The sequence below is a fragment of the Pseudonocardia sp. NPDC049635 genome, from assembly GCF_040659795.1.
GTDB lineage: Bacteria > Actinomycetota > Actinomycetes > Mycobacteriales > Pseudonocardiaceae > Pseudonocardia.
In genome coordinates, this window is sequence record NZ_JBFAON010000009.1 from 112,435 (window position 1) to 129,231 (window position 16,797).

Here is a 16,797-nt window from a genome sequence, read left to right on the forward strand (position 1 = left end):
TGAAGCAGCGACCCCCGACAGAAGCGCGCCGCCGTCACACCGCGGTGCGCGACGGCGGCCCCATCGGTGGCCGTTCGACGACGGGGCCGGGAGCGGCCCGGGGGGCCTCACCGGCACCGGTCTGCGGCCGGGGCGTCGCGGGGCCGGCCGGCCGGATCGTCCGGCGCCACAGCTCCGCGACGGTGACCACGCCCCGGCACACCCCGTCCGGGGTGACGACGACCAGGTCGTCGTAGGCCCGTGCCGGCTCCCCGGCCAGACTCAGCTCCAGCGCGTGCGGGAGCGGTGCCCGCTCGTCCACGGTGCGCGGCGGGTCGGCGAGCGAGTTCGCGGGCTTGTTCGCCCACAGCGCGTGCCCGAACCGGCCCGTCATGGCGAGCAGGAACCGGCTGCGGTCCAGGTAGCCGACCGGCCGGTGGGCGGCGTCGACGAGCACGATGCCGGACGCCTCCGGGTGCTCGCGCATCGTCTCACGGGCGGAGTCGGCCGTGACGTCGGCGGCCAGGGTGACCGCGGGCGCAGCCAGCCCGCGCACCGGTGGGCCGACCGGAGCCGCGGTGACCGGTGCCGCCCTGGTCGAACGCAGCAGGGTGAGCAGCTCCGGCAGCGTCGCCGGATCAGGCTCGGGGGTGGACCGGGTCCCGCCCAGCAGCGGGCCCTGCGCGAGTGCGACGCCGCTCGCGTACAGACCGGCCAGTCGTTCCGGGTCCCGCACGCCGGTCGCGGCGACCGGTGCGCCCACCGAGCGGGCCACCTCCAGCACGGCGCGCACCGCGGCACCGGATCCCGCGTCGAGGACGCCGTCGGCGAGGTCCGGCTCCAGCTTCACCACATCGGGCCGGACGGTGGCGATCAGCTCCGGGCCGAACGTGCGGCCCGCACCGTCCAGCGCGATCCGGAACCCCCAGCGGCGCAGCTCGGCGAGCGCCGGCACGAGGTGGTCGACCGGCGCCGCCGCGATGATCGGCGGGCCGACCTCCAGCAGCGGGGCGACCGCGCCGAGCATCGGCCGCAGCCGCTCCCGCGCGTAGAGCACGGTGTCGGCGGCGACGTCGACCTGAAGGGCGGTGCCGGGGGCGGCCCGGGCCGAGACGACCGCGGAGACGGCGGTGCCAGCGTCCAGCTCGGCGACCTGGCGGGCACTCCAGCCGCGGTCCTTGGCCTGCACGGCGACGGCGTCGTACGGGCGTCGCGGCACCACCTCGACACCGGCGAAGCGCCCGCTGCGCAGGTCGTGCACCGGTTCGTACGCGAAGCGCTGATCGGTCATCCGGCAGGTCCGTTCGGGTCACGCTGATCGAGACGGATCACACCGTGTCACGCGATGGTGGACCGGACGGGGGACAACAGGTGAACAGCGGATGGACTGACCGCCTGCGGTCGGGCGGTCGCGGACCGTTGTGTGATGCATCCCCGGCAGATCGGACGAGGACGCCCGAAGCGCACACCGTCCCCGGTCGGGCCGCCGGCGAGCGCTCCCGCCGACGGCCGTGACCGGCACCGCCGGCGTGATCAGCTCCGCTTCTCGCCCCGGGTCATCGCCAGCACGTCGAGGGCACGGTCCAGCTGCTCCTCGGTGAGCTTCCCGGACGCGACGTGCCCGCGCTCCACGACGACCTCTCGGATCGTCTTCCGTTCCTTGAGCGCCTGCTTGGCGATCGACGCGGCCTCCTCGTAACCGATCACCGAGTTCAGCGGCGTCACGATCGACGGCGACGACTCGGCGTACTCCCGCGTGCGCTCCAGGTCGGCCTGCATGCCGTCGACGACCTTGTCCGCGAGCAACCGGGCCGCGTTCGCGAGCAGCCGCGCCGACTCCAGGACGTTGCGCGCCATCACCGGCATCATCACGTTCAGCTCCAGGTTGCCCTGGCTGCCGGAGAAGCCGACCGTGGCGTCGTTGCCCATGACCTGCGCGCAGACCATCATCGTCGCCTCGCAGATCACCGGGTTGACCTTGCCCGGCATGATCGAGCTGCCCGGTTGCAGGTCCGGGAGCGCGATCTCGGCGAGCCCGGTGCGCGGGCCCGAGGACAGCCAGCGCAGGTCGTTGGCGATCTTGTAGAGGCTGACGGCCACCGTGCGCAGCGCACCGGAGGCCTCGACCAGCCCGTCCCGCGAGCCCTGGGCCTCGATGTGGTCGGTCGCCTCGGTCAGCTGGTCGAGCCCGGTCGCCGCACGCAGCTTCTCGACGACTGCGGCGCCGAACCCGTCCGGAGCGTTCAGCCCGGTCCCGACCGCGGTCCCACCGATCGGCAGCACCGCGAGCCGGGGCAGCGCGTCGCGGATCCGGTCGGCGCCGTAACCGGCCTGGCTCGCCCAGCCGCCTGCCTCCTGGCCGAGGGTGATCGGGACGGCGTCCATCAGGTGCGTCCGACCGGCCTTCACGACCTCCGACCAGTCCTCGGCGCGCCGGCGCAGCGCCGCCTCCAGGTGCTCCAGCGCGGGGGCGACCTCGGTGGCGAGCGCCTCGGTCGCGGCCACGTGGATCGTGGTCGGGAAGACGTCGTTCGACGACTGGGAGGCGTTGACGTGGTCGTTCGGATGCACGCTCAGGCTCCCGCCGCTCGCCCGCTCCGCCAGCGTCGCGATCACCTCGTTGGCGTTCATGTTCGACGAGGTCCCCGAACCGGTCTGGAAGACGTCGACCGGGAAGTGGTCGTCGTGGACGCCCTGCGCCACCTCGTCGGCGGCAGCGGCGATCGCGGCCGCGCGATCGGCGTCGAGGACGCCGAGCTCCCCGTTCACCCGGGCGGCGGCGGCCTTGACCAGGCCGAGCGCGCGGATCTGAGAGCGTTCCAGGGGGCGGCCCGAGATCGGGAAGTTCTCGACCGCCCGCTGGGTCTGTGCCCGCCACAGCGCGTCCGCCGGGACCCGGACCTCACCCATGGTGTCGTGCTCGATGCGGTAGTCCTCGCTCATACGCGCAGGTCTACTCCACCGCCGCCGCCCGCGCTGCGTGAGGTGAGGCTCACCTCATCTCAGGGGAGCGGGGGTGTCTCGTCCTCGAGGCGGTCGAAGTCGACCGAGGAGAACTCGCGCAGTTTCGTCAGCCGGTGGTAACCGTCGATCAGCCGGACGGTGCCGGACTTCGAGCGCATCACGATCGACTGGGTCGTCGCGCCGCCGCCCCGGTAGTGCACGCCGCGCAGCAACGGGCCGTCGGTGATGCCGGTCGCGCAGAAGAAGACGTTCTCACCGCGGACCAGCTCACCGGTGGTGAGCACCCGGCTCAGGTCGTGACCTGCGGCCACGGCGCGGTCGCGCTCGGCGTCGTCGGTGGGCCAGAGCCTGCCCTGGATCTCGCCGCCCATGCACTTCATCGCGGCCGCGGTGATGATCCCCTCCGGGGTGCCGCCGACGCCGTAGAGCATGTCGACGCCCGACGTCGGCCGGGCCGCCGCGATGGCACCGGCGACGTCGCCGTCGGAGATGAAGGCGATGCGGGCACCGGCGGTCCGGATCTCGCGGACGATCTGCTCGTGCCGCGGGCGGTCCAGTACGCAGACGGTGACGTCGGCGACGTCGACGTGCTTCGCGCGGGCGACCCGGCGGATGTTCTCGGCGACCGGCGCGGTGATGTCGATGACGTCCGCGGCCTCCGGACCGACCGCGATCTTCTCCATGTAGAAGACGGCGGACGGATCGAACATCGCGTCCCGCTCGGCGACCGCGAGCACCGCGAGCGCGTTCGGCATGCCCTTGCTCATCAGGGTGGTGCCGTCGATCGGGTCGACGGCGACGTCGCAGAACGGGCCCTCGCCGTTCCCGACCTCCTCGCCGTTGAACAGCATCGGCGCCTCGTCCTTCTCGCCCTCCCCGATGACGACGACACCGCGCATCGACACGGACGAGATGAGCTGGCGCATCGCGTCGACGGCCGCGCCGTCCCCGCCGTTCTTGTCACCGCGGCCGACCCAGCGGCCGGCTGCCATCGCCGCGGCCTCGGTGACCCGGACCAGCTCCATCGCCAGGTTGCGGTCGGGTGCCTCACGGCGGCGGGCGGGCTGGCTGGGCGACTGGCTCAACGGACGTCTCCTTCACGGCGGCGTGCTCGGCGCGGTCCCCGGTCGGGGGACGCGACAGCCCGATCCTCGCACGTGGACCGGCTATGGAGGAGTGGTGAGCGACCGACGCCATGCCTGGGAGACCATGAGGGGGTGAGTTCGCGACCGGATCCGAGCACCTCCGCATCCCCGCCGTCCGACGAGTTCTCCGGCGGGGGGACCGCGGGGGACCGGGACGGCGGTGCCGAGCTGCCCGAGGACACCGTGCGACCCGCAGGTGCCGGTTCGGCCGCCGAGGCCGGGTCGTCGACCGCGCGGGCCGATGCGTCGCGCCACGGCCCGGACGACGTCGATGGTGACACCGCGGGCCCGGTCGCCCCCGAGACGGGCGCCGGTGAGCGGCCGGTCGGGCGGACGGCTCCCCGGTTCGGGCCCCGGGCGCTGCGCAAGCCGGGGCGGGGTGAGACCTCGGTACGGGACATGATCGGGGCGCTGTTGATCCTCCTGCCGGTCGGCCTGCTGCTGTTCAGCGTGGGGAACTCCTGCTCGTTCGCCCCCGGCATGCCGGTCGAGGACCCGAACTCCGGTCCGACGGTGAACGCCTCGGCCCGTCTGGCCGAGTACGCCGTCGGCTCCGCGTTCCCGTTGCGGGTGCCGGACGTGCCGTTCCGGGCCAACTCCACCGACCGCGGCCCGGTCGACGGCGGCGGCACCGCGGTCCGGATCGGCTACGTCACCCCGGATGCCGACTTCCTCAGCCTGGTGCAGACCGACGGGACGGCCGAGGGCGTCCTCGCGACCGAGTCGGGGGCGGCCGGGCGGGGCGACGGCCCGCCGCTGATGCGCGGGACGGTCGACGCCGGCGGGCTGGACTGGGAGGTCTACCAGCGCGAGGGCGGGGAACCGTTCCGGATCGCGACGCTCCCCGGTGACCCCGAGGTCCGCCTGCTCATCACCGGTTCGGGCTCCGACGAGCAGTTCCGCATCCTCGCCGAGGCAGTGGTCGAGGCCCCCACCGTCGGCGGGGGCTGACCCGCCCCGCCGGACCCGCCCCGCCGCGCCGCCTCTCGCTCGTTCCGGCCGGCCGGGGGATCCGCGACGGGGACGCCCCGGCAGACGCGGATCGGACACCCCGCCCGCGGTGCTGCCGCGGTCCCGCGCGGACCAGGGTCAGGTGTCCGACGACTCGGCTTCGTTCAGCTTGGCCTCGATCCGTTCGCGGGCACCGGCGAGCTGGCTCTCGCAGCGGCGGGCGAGTGCCTCGCCGCGCTCCCACAGGGCGACGGACTCGTCCAGCCCGAGGCCGCCGACCTCCAGTGCGCGGACGACCTCGACGAGCTCGTCGCGGGCCTGCTCGTAACCGAGCGTGTCGACGTCGGGTTGCTCGCTCATCGGGCTTCCTCCGGGTCGGTGTCGACGTGAACCTCGGGGCCCGGGCCCTCGGCCGGATCCCCGGGGGCGGCTGCCGTGCCGGAACGGCCCGTACCGCCGGTGCCGGTGACGGTCGCGGCGACCGCGCCGTCGGCCACCCGGATCCGCAGCGCGGTCCCGGCCGGCGCGTCGGCGACCGAACGCAGCAACGGGGGCACCACACCGTCCGCGCCGGGGATCTGCACGATCGCGTAACCGCGGGCCAGCGTGGCCGACGGCCCGAGCGCGGTGAGCCGCGCGGTCAGATGTCCCAGTTCCGACGCCGAGCGGTCCAGTCGGCGCAGCATCGCCCGGTGGGCGCCGGCGCGGGCGTCGGCGACCTCGTCGGCGCGGGTGGTGACCAGCCGCAGCGGGTCGGCGAGCACCGGCCGGGAACGCAGGTCGATGAGCCTGCGCTGCTCGCGGTCCACCCAGCCGTGCAGCGCCCGGCGCGCACGGTCGCGCAGCCCCGAGATCCGCGCCGTCTCCTCGGCCAGGTCGGGCACCAGGCTGCGGCCGGCCTCGGTCGGCGTCGAGCACCGGACGTCGGCGACGTGATCGACCAGCGGGGTGTCCGGCTCGTGACCGATCGCCGAGACCACCGGGGTGCGGCAGGCCGCGACCGCACGGCACAGCGTCTCGTCGGAGAACGGCAACAGGTCCTCGACGCTCCCGCCGCCACGGGCGAGCACGATGACCTCGACGTCCGGGTCGCGGTCGAGGACCTGCAGTGCGCCGACGATCTGTTCGACGGCGAGCCCGCCCTGCACGGCGACGTTCTCGATCCGGAACCGCACCGCGGGCCAGCGCAGGGTCGCGTTCGTGACGACGTCGTGCTCGGCGGCCGAGTCCCGCCCGGTGACCAGGCCGATGGTGTGCGGCAACAGCGGCGGACGGCGCTTGAGCTCGGGGGCGAAGAGCCCCTCCGCGGCGAGCAGCCGGCGCAACCGCTCGATCCGGGCGAGCAGCTCACCGAGGCCGACCGCGCGGATCCGGTCGACGCGCAGGCTCAGGGTTCCCCGGCCGAGGTAGAACGACGGTTTGCCGTGCACGATCACCCGGCTGCCCTCGGTGACCGCGCCCCCGGACTCGCGGACCAGCGTGGCGGGGGCGATCAGCTGCAGCGAGACGTCGGCTGCCGGGTCGCGCAGGGTCAGGAACGCGGTGGAGGACCGGGCGTTGACCTGAGCGAGCTGGCCCTCCACCCACACCGAGCCGAGGCGATCCACCCACTCGGCGATCTTGCGGGCGACCGTCCGGACCGGCCACGGATTCTCCTCCGAGGCGGGGGTGCTCACGTCTCCTGGGACAGGGTCGCGATCCGGTTCGTCAGCATCGTGACGTAGGCCGGGCGGTTCTCGTGCGCCGTCTCCCAGGCGAGCAGGTCGGACAGATCGTCGATGCTGAGGGTGCGGAGCTTCCCGCGCAGCTGCGGCACCGTCATCGTCGGGTACTCGGGTACGGCGTACGGCGCGCCGGAGGTGGTCTCCGGACGGTTCGACGCGCCGGCCGACCGCTCGGGGCGGGCGATCGGGATGCCGGACCGGGCCGGGCGCAGCGAGGACACGGACCCGTTGCGCGGGTCGGTGACGGGGCGCGGGTCGGTGACGGGCTGCGGCTCGGGCAGGCTCAGATCCGGGATGTCGTCGTCGAAGGTGGCCCAGCTCGGCACGTCGTCGGCGGGCCGCAACGCGCCCAGCGCGCGATCGCCCTTGATCGCCAGCTCGGTGATCTTCTGCTGCAGGCGCATCGACACCTGCAGCGCCTGGCTGACCGCGGTCACCGGCAGCTCGACGGCGTGCCGGGGCAGCTCACGAGCCTGCTCGACGGCGGTCACGACGAGGCCCGCGGCGATCCGCACGGGGAACGGCAACGGCGACATGCGAGCCATTCTCCCCCGATCCGCGCCACGGTGTCGCGCGGGGACGGTCGAGCGTGTCACGTGGCGCTGCCCGCCTCGCAGGTGATCCGTACGCTGGAGACCATGTCCGGTACTGCCAAGCAGGTCCTGCTCGCCAAGCCCCGCGGCTACTGCGCAGGTGTCGACCGCGCCGTCGAGGCGGTCGAGCAGGCGCTCGACAAGTACGGCGCCCCGGTGTACGTCCGCAAGGAGATCGTGCACAACAAGCATGTCGTGGAGACGCTGCGCGACCGCGGCGCGATCTTCGTGGAGGAGGCCTCCGAGGTCCCGGAGGGCGCGCACGTCGTGTTCTCCGCGCACGGCGTCTCGCCCGCGGTGCGGGCCGAGGCGAAGGGCAGGCAGCTGCAGACGATCGACGCCACCTGCCCGCTGGTCACCAAGGTGCACCAGGAGGCGAAGCGCTTCGCCCGTGAGGACTACGACATCCTGCTGGTCGGCCACGCCGGTCACGAGGAGGTCGAGGGCACCTCCGGTGAGGCGCCCGAGCACATCCAGCTCGTGGAGTCGGCCGCTGACGTGGACAAGGTCACCGTCCGCGACCCGGACAAGGTCGTGTGGCTGTCCCAGACCACGCTCAGCGTCGACGAGACGATGGAGACCGTCCGCGCCCTGCGTGAACGTTTCCCGAAGCTGCAGAACCCGCCGTCGGACGACATCTGCTACGCCACGCAGAACCGTCAGGTCGCGGTCAAGACGATGGCGCCGCGCTGCGACCTGGTGCTGGTCGTCGGGTCGCGGAACTCGTCGAACTCGGTCCGGCTGGTGGAGGTGGCGCTCGGTGCGGGCGCCGGTGCCTCGTACCTGATCGACTATGCGAAGGAGATCGACGAGAGCTGGCTGGACGGCGTCAGCACGGTCGGTGTCACCAGCGGCGCGTCGGTGCCCGAGGTGCTGGTGCGCGGTGTCGTCGAGCATCTGGCGGAGCGTGGCTTCGGCTCGGTCGAGGAGGTCGACACCGCGGAGGAGACGCTGGTGTTCTCCCTGCCGAGGGAGCTGCGCCCGGCGCGCGCCGCGGCTCGCTGAGCCCTGGTCACGAGAAACGCCCCGGACCGTGCTGGTCCGGGGCGTTTCTCGTCGGTGCGGGCGCTCAGGCGCGGGCGGCGTGCACCACCTGGGCGGAGACCACCTGGACCTGGTCACCGATCTCCAGGTTGTTGAACCAGGTGATGGCGTTCTCCCGGCTGAGCCGGACGCAGCCGGCCGACGGGGTGTCGGTACGGCCCTCGTGGAACGCGATGCCGCCGTCCTGGAAGAAGACCGACCACGGCATCGGCGCGGGCTCGCCGTTGGACATCGTGTACTCGCCGCTCTTGTGCAGCTCTTCCTTGCGGTAGACGCGCAACGAGTGACCCACCGGCGTCTCCTTGCCCGGGCCGCCGATCGCGACCGGCACCGGACCGTGGGTGATCGTGCCGTTCTCGAACAGCCAGGACTGCTTCGAGTCGAGATCGACGCAGGCGCTGGCGGTGATGGTGCACGGGGTGCCCGGCACCAGCGGCTGCTCACGGAACGCCTGCGCGGCCGGGGTGGCGGCCAGTGCGGTGCCGACACCGATCAGCGCGAGTGCCGCGGTCACGAGCGCGACGACGATCGCGGGCCGAGGGGAGCGGGTGTTCCGGGTGATGGACATCGTTCTCCAGGTCGTCCGGCTGACGTTCAGGGGCGCGGCGGGGTCGCACCGGCTCCTGGTTTGTGTGACGCCCGTGTGGGGCATCGGGTTGCCTCGATCTTCCGGTCCGTCGTGCCGGACCCGGCCACCGGGGTCAGGTCGGGGTGTCCCACCAGTGACAACGCGCGACGGGCTGTCCGGATTCGGGTTGCCGTTCAGCGGGTCCGACGGCGTGTCGGCTCGGCCGGGCCTCCGCGTGTCGCCGACGGAGGCCGGGAGGCACCGCGGCCGGGGACGCGGGTGCCGCCGGTGCCCGAGATGCCGGCCGCGCCGCGGGACGTGCTCCCGGTCGAGCCGGTACTCCGGGAGGTACCGGTGGTGCCGGTGCCACGTGGGGTGCTCCCGGTGGTGCCGGTGCCACGTGGGGTGCCGCCGGTGGTGCCGGTGCCACGGGCGGCGGCCGGGCCGCGGACCGCTCCGGCCGATCCCGTGCCGGCCGGAGACCCGGTCTCCGCGGTGCCCCGACCGGCGGCGGGGCGCCTGCCGCGCCGGTCGGTGTCGGGCCGGGCGGCCCGGGCGGCGGCGCGGTCGCCGCGCCGCTCGGAACGGCTCCGCTGCGGGCCGTCCGGGTCGCGACCGCCCGGGTCGCGGCCGAGCCGGGCGCGCAGCAGACCGACCGCGTCGCCGGGCCCCAGCCGTTGACGCAGCAACCGGAACACGGTGAGCGCCAGCACCGACACGGTGGTCACCGCCATCGCCGGGAACGCGTTGATCAGAGGGGCGCCCGCCGTGAGCACGCTCTGGGCGGTGCTGCCACCGCTCGGCGTCCCGATCAGGACCGCGACCACCGGGACGACCACCGCCAGCAGCAGCGGCGGCTGCACCGCGGGCAGGAAGATGCTGCGCCGGCGTACCCAGCACACCGCGAGCACGCAGCCGAGCAGATAAGCGATCTCGAAGACCCGCCCGACCGTCCCGATCCGCAGGAAGTCGATCAGGACGCCGAGTGCGGTGGCCGCCACGGCGAGACCGATCGCGGCGACCGGCGGGATCCCGAGCACCGGCCGGAGCAGCGAACGCTCCCGGACCGGCCAGCCACCCCGCCCGGGCCCCGGCGACTGGGTCGCGGGCCCGCCGGGCCGGCGGGCCGAGCTCGATCGGGCGGTGTTCACCCGGTCAGCCTAACTCCCCCCGCGTGGAGTGCCGGTGCCCCTCGTCGGCCGCGTCGCCCCCGGCGCCGAACGCGTCGCCCCGCGCGCCGTCCGTCCGGAACGACCGGCGGTCGGACCGGTCACCGGCCTCACCGGCCCGGCCCAGCTCCTCCAGCGACACCAGCGCCTCACCCGCGGAGGCCACCAGCTCCGGTGCGGACACCGCGCGCGGGGTGCGGTCCACCGTCGCGGGTTCGGTCAGCTCGGTGTCGCTCACCTGCAGCTCGGTGAACTTGCGGGCGCTCACCAGCACCCGCGCCTCCAGCGAGGAGACCGTGCGGTTGTAGCTCTCCACCACCGAGTCGAGGCTGCGGCCGAGCCGGGCGACGTGCGTGCCCATCGTGGCGAGCCGGCCGTGCAGCTCCCGGCCGAGCCGGTGCACCTGGGCGGCGTTGCGGGCCAGTGCCTCCTGCCGCCAGCCGTAGGCCACCGTGCGGAGCAGCGCGACCAGCGTGGTCGGCGTCGCCAGCACGACGTTGCGCCCGAACGCGTGTTCCAGGAGCCCGGGGTCCGAGCGCAGCGCGGCCTCCAGGAACGGGTCGCCCGGCACGAACAGGACCACGAACTCCGGGGTCGGCGCGAACGCCTCCCAGTAGGCCTTCCCGGCCAACTGGTCGACGTGTGTGCGGAGCTGGCGGGCGTGGGCGGCGAGCTTCTGCTCGTGCACGGCCGGGTCGTCGGTCTCGACCGCCTCCAGGTACGCGGCGAACGGCACCTTCGCGTCGACCACCACCTGCTTGCCGCCGGCCAACCGGACGACCATGTCGGGGCGGACACCGCCCTCCTCCCCGTCCGCGCTCACCTGGGTGGAGAAGTCGCAGTGCTCCACCATCCCGGCCATCTCGGCGACCCGCTGCAGCTGCATCTCGCCCCACCGGCCCCGCACCTGCGGCGCCCGCAGCGCGTTGACGAGGGCCTTCGTCTCGGTGCCGAGCTTCTCCGAGCTCACCGCCATCGCGCGGACCTGTTCGCGCAGGCCCGCGTAGGCGGACTCGCGTTCCTTCTCCACCGACCGCAGCTGGCCCTCGACCCGGCCGAGCGCCGCGGAGACCGGATCGAGCAGTCGCTCGACGGCCTTCGCCCGCGCCGCCTCGTCACCCTGCGCCTTCGCCGACAGTTCTGCCGTCGCCTCCTTGATCCGGCTCTCGGCCAGCGCGACGAAGGCCTCGTTGTTGCGGGCCAGTGCATCCTGCGAGAGGGCGGCGAACGAGTCCTTCAACCCGGCCTCGGCCTGGCTGCGGGCCTCGCGCTCGGCGTGCAGCGCGGCGGTCGCGCCCGCGGCATCGGACTCGGCCCGCCGGGCCCGGGCGCTCGCCTCGTCGAGCGACTCGTGCAGCTCCTCGATGCGTTCCAGCAGGGCGGTCCGCTCCGCGCGCAGACCCGCCGCATCCGCGCGGGTGGTCGCGGCCGTGTTCGCCGCGGCCCGGGCGGCCTCGGCCGCCTCCGCCCGGAAGCGGGCGGAGGCGAGCAGCCAGGTGAGGCCGGCGGCCACCACGGCACCGAACAGCGACCCGACGAGAAGGCTGGTGACATCCACGTCGCGCAGCGTGCACCCGGCCTCCGACAATCTCGGTGGACCCGCAGCTCACGGGCGTGTCCGGGCCGGGTCCCGGAGATCAGGAGAGCCGCAGGTCGGCCGACTCGTGCTCGAGCAGCCACCGCTTCACGGTGAGGCCGTAGCGGAACCCGCCGAGCGTCCCGTCGCTGCGCAGCACCCGGTGACAGGGCACGAACAGCGCGGCCGCGTTGTGTGCGCAGGCCCCCGCGGCGGCCCGGACCGCAGCCGGGCGGCCGGTCTTCGCGGCGTATCCGGTGTAGGTCACCGGCGCGCCGGCCGGGACCGTCCGCAGGACGTCCCAGGCGTGCTCACGGTAGGGGCCCGACCGTTGCCGGACCGGCACGTCGTCGATCACCGACAGGTCACCGCCGTGGTAGCGGTCCACGGCCTCACCGACCGGCCCGAGATCACCCTGCACGACGTCGGACGGGACCAGCGACGGGTGGATCAGTCCCAGCAGTTCGTCCACCGACGTCGTCCAGCCCGAGGCGAGCACGTGCCCGTCGTCGTCGACGACGGCGGTGAAGGGGCCGGCCGGGGTGTCCCGGGTGGCCCAGACAGCAGTTCCGGTCATGTGTTCCTCCGAGCGGTCGGAGCGGCGGACACGGCGGCCCGCCACAGATGGGTGGCGGCGTACGACCGCCATGGCGACCAGGAGCGGGCGCGCCCGGTCAGCGATGAGGCGTCACCGGGCAGGCCGAGCGCCTGCGCGCCACGCCGGACCGCGAGGTCGGTCGCGAGCAGCTCGTCCGGGTCGCCCAGCACCCGCATCGCCAGGTATCCGGCGCTCCACGGCCCGATCCCGGGCAGTGCGCACAGCTCGGCCCGCAGTGCGGCCGGGTCCCGGCCCGCGTCCAGGGCGAGATCACCGGAGGCCAGTGCCGCGCACAGCCCGCGCAGCGCCTGTGCGCGACGGGCGGGTCCGCCCGGCGGCGACGCGGTGAGGCCTTCGGCGAGCGTCACCGGGTCCGGGAACAGCAGGTCCGGCCCGTCGGCGGCGCGCAGCTCGGCGGGCAGCGGTGCACCGAGCGATGCGGCGAGCCGGGTCGCGGCGGTCCGTGCGGCGGCGACCGACACCTGTTGCCCGAGGACGGTGCGGACCGCCGTCTCCGCCGGGTCGGCGGTGCCAGCCAGCCGGATCCCAGGCGTCGCCGCGACCAGCGGGGCGAGCACCGGATCGGCACCCAGCACGGCGTCCACCGCCTGCGGGTCGGAGTCGAGGTCGAGCAGCCTGCGCAACCGGTAGACCGCGGGGCCGACGTCGCGCGGGTCGGTCGCGCGCAGCGTGGCCAGCACCGCCCCCGGGCGCGCGGTCAGGTCGAGATCGACGGTGGCCGGGCCGTGCGGGAGCCGCAGCGTGCGCCGGTAGCGGCCGCCCTCGACCGACTCGACCCGGTCGACGGCGCGCTGCGCGAGATGGTCGAGCAGTCCGTGCGGGTCGAACGGCGAGCGGTAGGGCAGGCGCAGCGTGATCGCACCGGGCGGGCCCGCGGGTGTCCGGTGGCACGCCGGGCGCCGGGCGGCCTCGGCGCGCAGCTGCGAGGGCGGTACCCCGTAGACGGTGCGGACCGTGTCGTTGAACTGGCGGACGCTGCCGAACCCGGCGGCGAACGCGATGTCGGCCAGCCCCAGCGGGGTCGTCTCGACCAGGATCCGGGCGGTGTGCGCGCGCTGCGCCCGGGCCAGCGCGAGCGGGCCCGCGCCGAGCTCGGCGGACAGGATCCGGCCGAGCTGGCGGGTCGAGTACCCGAGCCGCCCGGCCAGCCCGGGCACCCCCTCCCGTTCGACGACGCCGTCGGCGATCAACCGCATCGCCCGCCCGGCCGCGTCCGCCCGCAGGTTCCACTCCGGGGACCCGGGGACGGCGTCGGGCAGGCACCGGCGGCACGCCCGGTAGCCGGCTGCCTGGGCCGCCGCCGCGGTGCGCAGGAAGTCGACGTTGCGCGCCTTCGGCGGCGGCACCGGGCAGGACGGCCTGCAGTAGATCCGGGTGGTCCGCACGGCGGTGACGAACTGGCCGTCGAACCGGGCGTCCTTGGCGGACACGGCCCGGTAGCAGGTGTCGTGGTCGAGCAGCACGACATCGACCATGCCACCACCGACGGCCCGGGACTCGCGGGAATCGGTCGCCGGTGTCGGCGGCCCCGGTCAGCTCGTGCAGGCGGCGCCGCGGATCCAGCCCCGCTCGCAGGCGAACTCGATCTGCTGCCTGCGCTCGGCCTCGTCGTCCGGTGCGCCGCGCGGCGGGAGACCGTCACCGGGGGAGGTGGACGGCGGGTCGGCGGGGTCTGCGGGCACCGGCGTCTCGGCCTCGTCACCGGTGCCGCCCGGCGCCGCGCCACCGGCACCTCCACCGCCGGTTGCGACGTCGTCACCGCTGCCGGTGCCGATCCCGCTCCCGCCGCCGGTGGCACCGGCGGAGCCCCCGCCGCCGGGCGCGCCGGGCGCGCCCCCGGACGCCGGTCCGGTGCCGGACGACCCTCCCGCGTCCCCACCGGATCGCCCGGGCCACCCGCCGCCGTCCTCGTCGTAGGCGCCGGTGGGCGGAACGGTGAACGGTGAGGAGGCCGGGGCCGGTGGCGGGACGGAGGACACCGGTGCCGGCGGCAGTGGTGGCTCGTCGGGGCCGGTCGCGCTGAACGACACGGCGGACACGGTGCCGGCGGTGGCGAGCACGGCCACCCCGGTCGTCAGCAGGGCGTGCATCCCCGGCAGTCGCATGGATTCCCCTCGGTCTCGGAACCTCTGTTCCCACCCGCCGGGACCGGTTCTGGGCCCTCCGGGTGATGCCCGGGCCGTGACGGTGAACGTTGCGTCACGACCCGGTGCTCGGCGCAGTATGACGTACTCCGGTCGGAGTAACGACAGCGACGCTGTGTGACACATGGCGAGGGGAGTCGCCGATCCCGCGGCGAGCCCGTACGCGATCATGACCAGGCACCGTCCGAGGAGGAGGCGACCATCGCGAGCGAACCCGCCGACGGCGGCCGCAGTCGCCGGGGTGCAGGGCGCGCGACCGCCGCGCGCACCCGCATCGTCGGGTGGGTACTGCTGCTCGCGCTCGGTTCGCTCGGTGTCGGCACGCTGGTCACCTGGCTGCTGCTGCTCGACGAGGCGGACCGCCGGATCGAGACCGCGCTCGACTCGCGGACCGCCGAGTTCGCCCGGGTGACCGGGACCGGGATCGATCCGACGACCGGCCGGCCGTTCGGCTCGACCGACGAGATCCTGCGCTGGGCGATCACCGCCGCCCGGCCGGACGAGACGTTGCTGGGCTATCTGGACGGCCGGCTCCGCCGGGAGTCCCGCCCGGCCGGCCCGCGGACGGCGCTGCGGGAGGACCCGGCGTTCACCGCGCTGGTCTCGTCCGTCCGGCGACCCACCCGCGGCACCCATCACAGTGCCGACGGTGAGGTGCGGTGGTCGGCGCTGCCGGTGGGTCCGGCCGGGGACCCCGCATGCGGTGTCGTCGTGATCGGCCGCTTCACCGACCAGGAGTACGGGTTCGCGAACGGGGCCGCCCGGTCGACGGCCGTCGTGGGTGTCGCGGCCGCACTGCTCACCGCGGCCGGTGCGTGGCTGGTCACGGGCCGTGTCCTGCGCCCGGTGCGCGACGTCGCCACCACCGCCCGCGCGATCACCGGCACCGACCTGTCGCACCGGGTGCCGCAGCAGGCCGGGGCGCGCGACGAGATCGGCGAACTGGCCGGGACGGTCAACGCCATGCTCGACCGGGTGCAGACCGGGACGGAGGCGCAACTCCGGTTCGTCGACGACGCCGGGCACGAGTTGCGCACACCGATCACGATCGTCCGCGGGCACCTCGGGGTGCTGGATCCGAACGACCCCGAGGACGTCTCCGGCACCGTCGCACTCGTCGACGACGAGCTGCGACGGATGGAGCGCCTGGTGTCGGAGATGCTCGCGCTCACCCGCGCCCGGCAGCCGTCGTTGCTGCGGCCGGAGGACGTCGACGTGGCCGAGCTGACCCGCGACCTGTTCGGCAAGCTCACCGGTCTCGCCGACCGGGACTGGCTGCTGCAGTCGGTCGCACCGGTGCGCGCGCGGATCGACCCGGACCGGATCACCCAGGCGGTCGTGGCGCTGGCCGACAACGCGACCCGGTTCACCGGACCGGGAGACCGGATCGCGCTGGGTTCGGAGGTCGTCGACGGACGGTTGCGGATCTGGGTGTCCGACACCGGCCCCGGGGTGGCGCCGGAGGACCGGCCCCGGGTGTTCCGGCGCTTCGCCCGCGGCGCCGACGCCCCGCGCTCGGACGGTGCCGGACTCGGCCTGTCCGTCGTCGAGGCGATCGCGACCACCCACGGCGGCCGGGTGCTGCTGGAGAGCACTCCCGGGTGCGGCGCCACCTTCACCCTCGACCTGCCGCGGGACGTGCGGTGAGCGGCCGGATCCTGCTCGCCGAGGACGAGCCCCGGATCGCGTCGTTCGTGAAGAAGGGACTGGGCACCGCCGGTTTCGAGGTCACCGTCGTGCCCGACGGGCCCGGTGTCCACGACCACGTCGTCGGGGGCGGGTTCGACCTGATGGTGCTCGACATCGGGCTGCCCGGCCTGGACGGGTTCGCCGTGCTCCGGCGGGTCCGCGCGGCCGGGTGCACCACCCCGGTGATCATCCTGACGGCGCGGGACAGCGTCGGCGACACCGTCGCCGGGCTCACCGGCGGTGCCGACGACTACATGGCCAAGCCGTTCCACTTCGAGGAGCTGCTGGCCCGGGTGCGGTTGCGGCTGGCCGGCTCCCGACCGGCGCCGGGACCGGAGGTGCTGGCGGCCGGCGGTCTGGAGCTGGACCCGCGGACCCGGCACGTGACCCTGCACGGGCGGACCATCGGGCTGTCCGCGCGGGAGTTCGCGCTGGCCGAGGCGTTCCTGCGACACCCGGGGCAGGTGCTCTCCCGGGACCAGCTGCTCCGGCTGGTGTGGGGCGGTGAGCCCGGTTCGGGGTCCAACGTCGTGGAGGTCTACGTGCGCTACCTGCGACGCAAGCTCGGCGCCGACCGGATCGTCACCGTCCGGGGCACCGGGTACCGGCTCGAACCGGACTGAGGAGGGTCT

At 74.5% G+C, this 16,797-nt stretch carries 16 protein-coding genes; 4 read left to right on the forward strand and 12 right to left on the reverse strand.

The annotated features are described in order from the left end of the window. Positions 1 to 34: 34 nt before the first annotated feature. The 3 genes from AB0J24_RS13710 to glpX form a co-directional block, all read right to left on the reverse strand. Positions 35 to 1,270 carry an EAL domain-containing protein gene (locus tag AB0J24_RS13710; protein ID WP_358680296.1) on the reverse strand — a complete coding sequence of 412 codons (1,236 nt, stop codon included), beginning with the start codon at positions 1,268 to 1,270 and terminating at the stop codon, positions 35 to 37. A gap of 242 nt (positions 1,271 to 1,512) precedes the next feature. Further along, on the reverse strand, positions 1,513 to 2,922 hold the full coding sequence (locus AB0J24_RS13715; protein ID WP_358680299.1) for a class II fumarate hydratase: 1,410 nt from the start codon (positions 2,920 to 2,922) through the stop codon (positions 1,513 to 1,515). A 59-nt stretch (positions 2,923 to 2,981) separates the two neighbouring features. After that, a complete protein-coding gene (gene glpX / locus AB0J24_RS13720; protein WP_358680566.1) occupies positions 2,982 to 3,968 on the reverse strand; it encodes a class II fructose-bisphosphatase in 987 nt (328 codons plus the stop codon). 192 nt (positions 3,969 to 4,160) lie between these two features. Between glpX and AB0J24_RS13725 the strand changes: the two genes are divergently transcribed. Continuing rightward, complete coding sequence (locus AB0J24_RS13725) at positions 4,161 to 5,039, forward strand: DUF4245 family protein (protein WP_358680302.1); 879 nt, start codon at positions 4,161 to 4,163, stop codon at positions 5,037 to 5,039. A gap of 138 nt (positions 5,040 to 5,177) precedes the next feature. On the opposite strand, the gene AB0J24_RS13730 is transcribed toward AB0J24_RS13725, so the two are convergent. The 3 genes from AB0J24_RS13730 to AB0J24_RS13740 are packed head-to-tail and all read right to left on the reverse strand — an operon-like array spanning position 5,178 to position 7,299. Then, positions 5,178 to 5,399: an exodeoxyribonuclease VII small subunit gene (locus AB0J24_RS13730; protein ID WP_358680305.1), complete on the reverse strand. Its 222-nt coding sequence runs from the start codon at positions 5,397 to 5,399 to the stop codon at positions 5,178 to 5,180. Continuing rightward, positions 5,396 to 6,715, reverse strand: coding sequence for an exodeoxyribonuclease VII large subunit (xseA, locus tag AB0J24_RS13735; RefSeq protein WP_358680308.1), 1,320 nt, complete (start codon positions 6,713 to 6,715; stop codon positions 5,396 to 5,398). The genes AB0J24_RS13730 and xseA overlap by 4 nt, the downstream gene beginning before the upstream one ends. Then, entirely contained in the window at positions 6,712 to 7,299 is a 588-nt protein-coding gene (locus AB0J24_RS13740) for a lipid droplet-associated protein (RefSeq protein ID WP_358680311.1), read from the reverse strand. The genes xseA and AB0J24_RS13740 overlap by 4 nt, the downstream gene beginning before the upstream one ends. Positions 7,300 to 7,401: 102 nt before the next feature. On the opposite strand from AB0J24_RS13740, the gene AB0J24_RS13745 reads away from it, so the two are divergent. Further along, the gene (locus AB0J24_RS13745; protein WP_358680314.1) at positions 7,402 to 8,361 is read left to right on the forward strand and encodes a 4-hydroxy-3-methylbut-2-enyl diphosphate reductase; all 960 of its coding nucleotides are present in this window, start codon (positions 7,402 to 7,404) and stop codon (positions 8,359 to 8,361) included. A gap of 64 nt (positions 8,362 to 8,425) precedes the next feature. On the opposite strand, the gene AB0J24_RS13750 is transcribed toward AB0J24_RS13745, so the two are convergent. From AB0J24_RS13750 to AB0J24_RS13775, 6 genes are all read right to left on the reverse strand, one after another. Beyond that, positions 8,426 to 8,968, reverse strand: a complete 543-nt coding sequence (locus AB0J24_RS13750; protein WP_358680317.1) for a L,D-transpeptidase — start codon at positions 8,966 to 8,968, stop codon at positions 8,426 to 8,428. A 194-nt stretch (positions 8,969 to 9,162) separates the two neighbouring features. Further along, entirely contained in the window at positions 9,163 to 10,119 is a 957-nt protein-coding gene (locus AB0J24_RS13755; protein WP_358680320.1) for a DUF6542 domain-containing protein, read from the reverse strand. Positions 10,120 to 10,123: 4 nt separating this feature from the next. After that, complete coding sequence (locus tag AB0J24_RS13760) at positions 10,124 to 11,695, reverse strand: DNA recombination protein RmuC (RefSeq protein WP_358680322.1); 1,572 nt, start codon at positions 11,693 to 11,695, stop codon at positions 10,124 to 10,126. 79 nt (positions 11,696 to 11,774) lie between these two features. Then, positions 11,775 to 12,290: a methylated-DNA--[protein]-cysteine S-methyltransferase gene (locus AB0J24_RS13765; RefSeq protein WP_358680325.1), complete on the reverse strand. Its 516-nt coding sequence runs from the start codon at positions 12,288 to 12,290 to the stop codon at positions 11,775 to 11,777. After that, complete coding sequence (locus AB0J24_RS13770) at positions 12,287 to 13,807, reverse strand: AlkA N-terminal domain-containing protein (RefSeq protein ID WP_358680328.1); 1,521 nt, start codon at positions 13,805 to 13,807, stop codon at positions 12,287 to 12,289. The genes AB0J24_RS13765 and AB0J24_RS13770 overlap by 4 nt, the downstream gene beginning before the upstream one ends. Positions 13,808 to 13,864: 57 nt before the next feature. Further along, complete coding sequence (locus tag AB0J24_RS13775; protein WP_358680331.1) at positions 13,865 to 14,437, reverse strand: hypothetical protein; 573 nt, start codon at positions 14,435 to 14,437, stop codon at positions 13,865 to 13,867. A gap of 156 nt (positions 14,438 to 14,593) precedes the next feature. Between AB0J24_RS13775 and AB0J24_RS13780 the strand changes: the two genes are divergently transcribed. Together AB0J24_RS13780 and AB0J24_RS13785 are read left to right on the forward strand one after the other, a co-directional pair. Beyond that, entirely contained in the window at positions 14,594 to 16,123 is a 1,530-nt protein-coding gene (locus AB0J24_RS13780) for a HAMP domain-containing sensor histidine kinase (RefSeq protein ID WP_358680334.1), read from the forward strand. Continuing rightward, on the forward strand, positions 16,120 to 16,788 hold the full coding sequence (locus AB0J24_RS13785) for a response regulator transcription factor (RefSeq protein WP_358680337.1): 669 nt from the start codon (positions 16,120 to 16,122) through the stop codon (positions 16,786 to 16,788). Before AB0J24_RS13780 ends, AB0J24_RS13785 begins: the two co-directional genes overlap by 4 nt. The last annotated feature ends 9 nt before the right edge of the window (positions 16,789 to 16,797 follow it).

Coding starts and splice junctions, on each gene's coding strand:
- AB0J24_RS13710 (WP_358680296.1), bottom strand. CDS start 1,270: ATGACCGATCAGCGCTTCGCGTACGAACCGGTGCACGACCTGCGCAGC.
- AB0J24_RS13715 (WP_358680299.1), bottom strand. CDS start 2,922: ATGAGCGAGGACTACCGCATCGAGCACGACACCATGGGTGAGGTCCGG.
- glpX (WP_358680566.1), bottom strand. CDS start 3,968: ATGGAGCTGGTCCGGGTCACCGAGGCCGCGGCGATGGCAGCCGGCCGC.
- AB0J24_RS13730 (WP_358680305.1), bottom strand. CDS start 5,399: ATGAGCGAGCAACCCGACGTCGACACGCTCGGTTACGAGCAGGCCCGC.
- AB0J24_RS13740 (WP_358680311.1), bottom strand. CDS start 7,299: ATGTCGCCGTTGCCGTTCCCCGTGCGGATCGCCGCGGGCCTCGTCGTG.
- AB0J24_RS13745 (WP_358680314.1), top strand. CDS start 7,402: ATGTCCGGTACTGCCAAGCAGGTCCTGCTCGCCAAGCCCCGCGGCTAC.
- AB0J24_RS13750 (WP_358680317.1), bottom strand. CDS start 8,968: ATGTCCATCACCCGGAACACCCGCTCCCCTCGGCCCGCGATCGTCGTC.
- AB0J24_RS13765 (WP_358680325.1), bottom strand. CDS start 12,290: ATGACCGGAACTGCTGTCTGGGCCACCCGGGACACCCCGGCCGGCCCC.
- AB0J24_RS13770 (WP_358680328.1), bottom strand. CDS start 13,807: ATGGTCGATGTCGTGCTGCTCGACCACGACACCTGCTACCGGGCCGTG.
- AB0J24_RS13775 (WP_358680331.1), bottom strand. CDS start 14,437: ATGCGACTGCCGGGGATGCACGCCCTGCTGACGACCGGGGTGGCCGTG.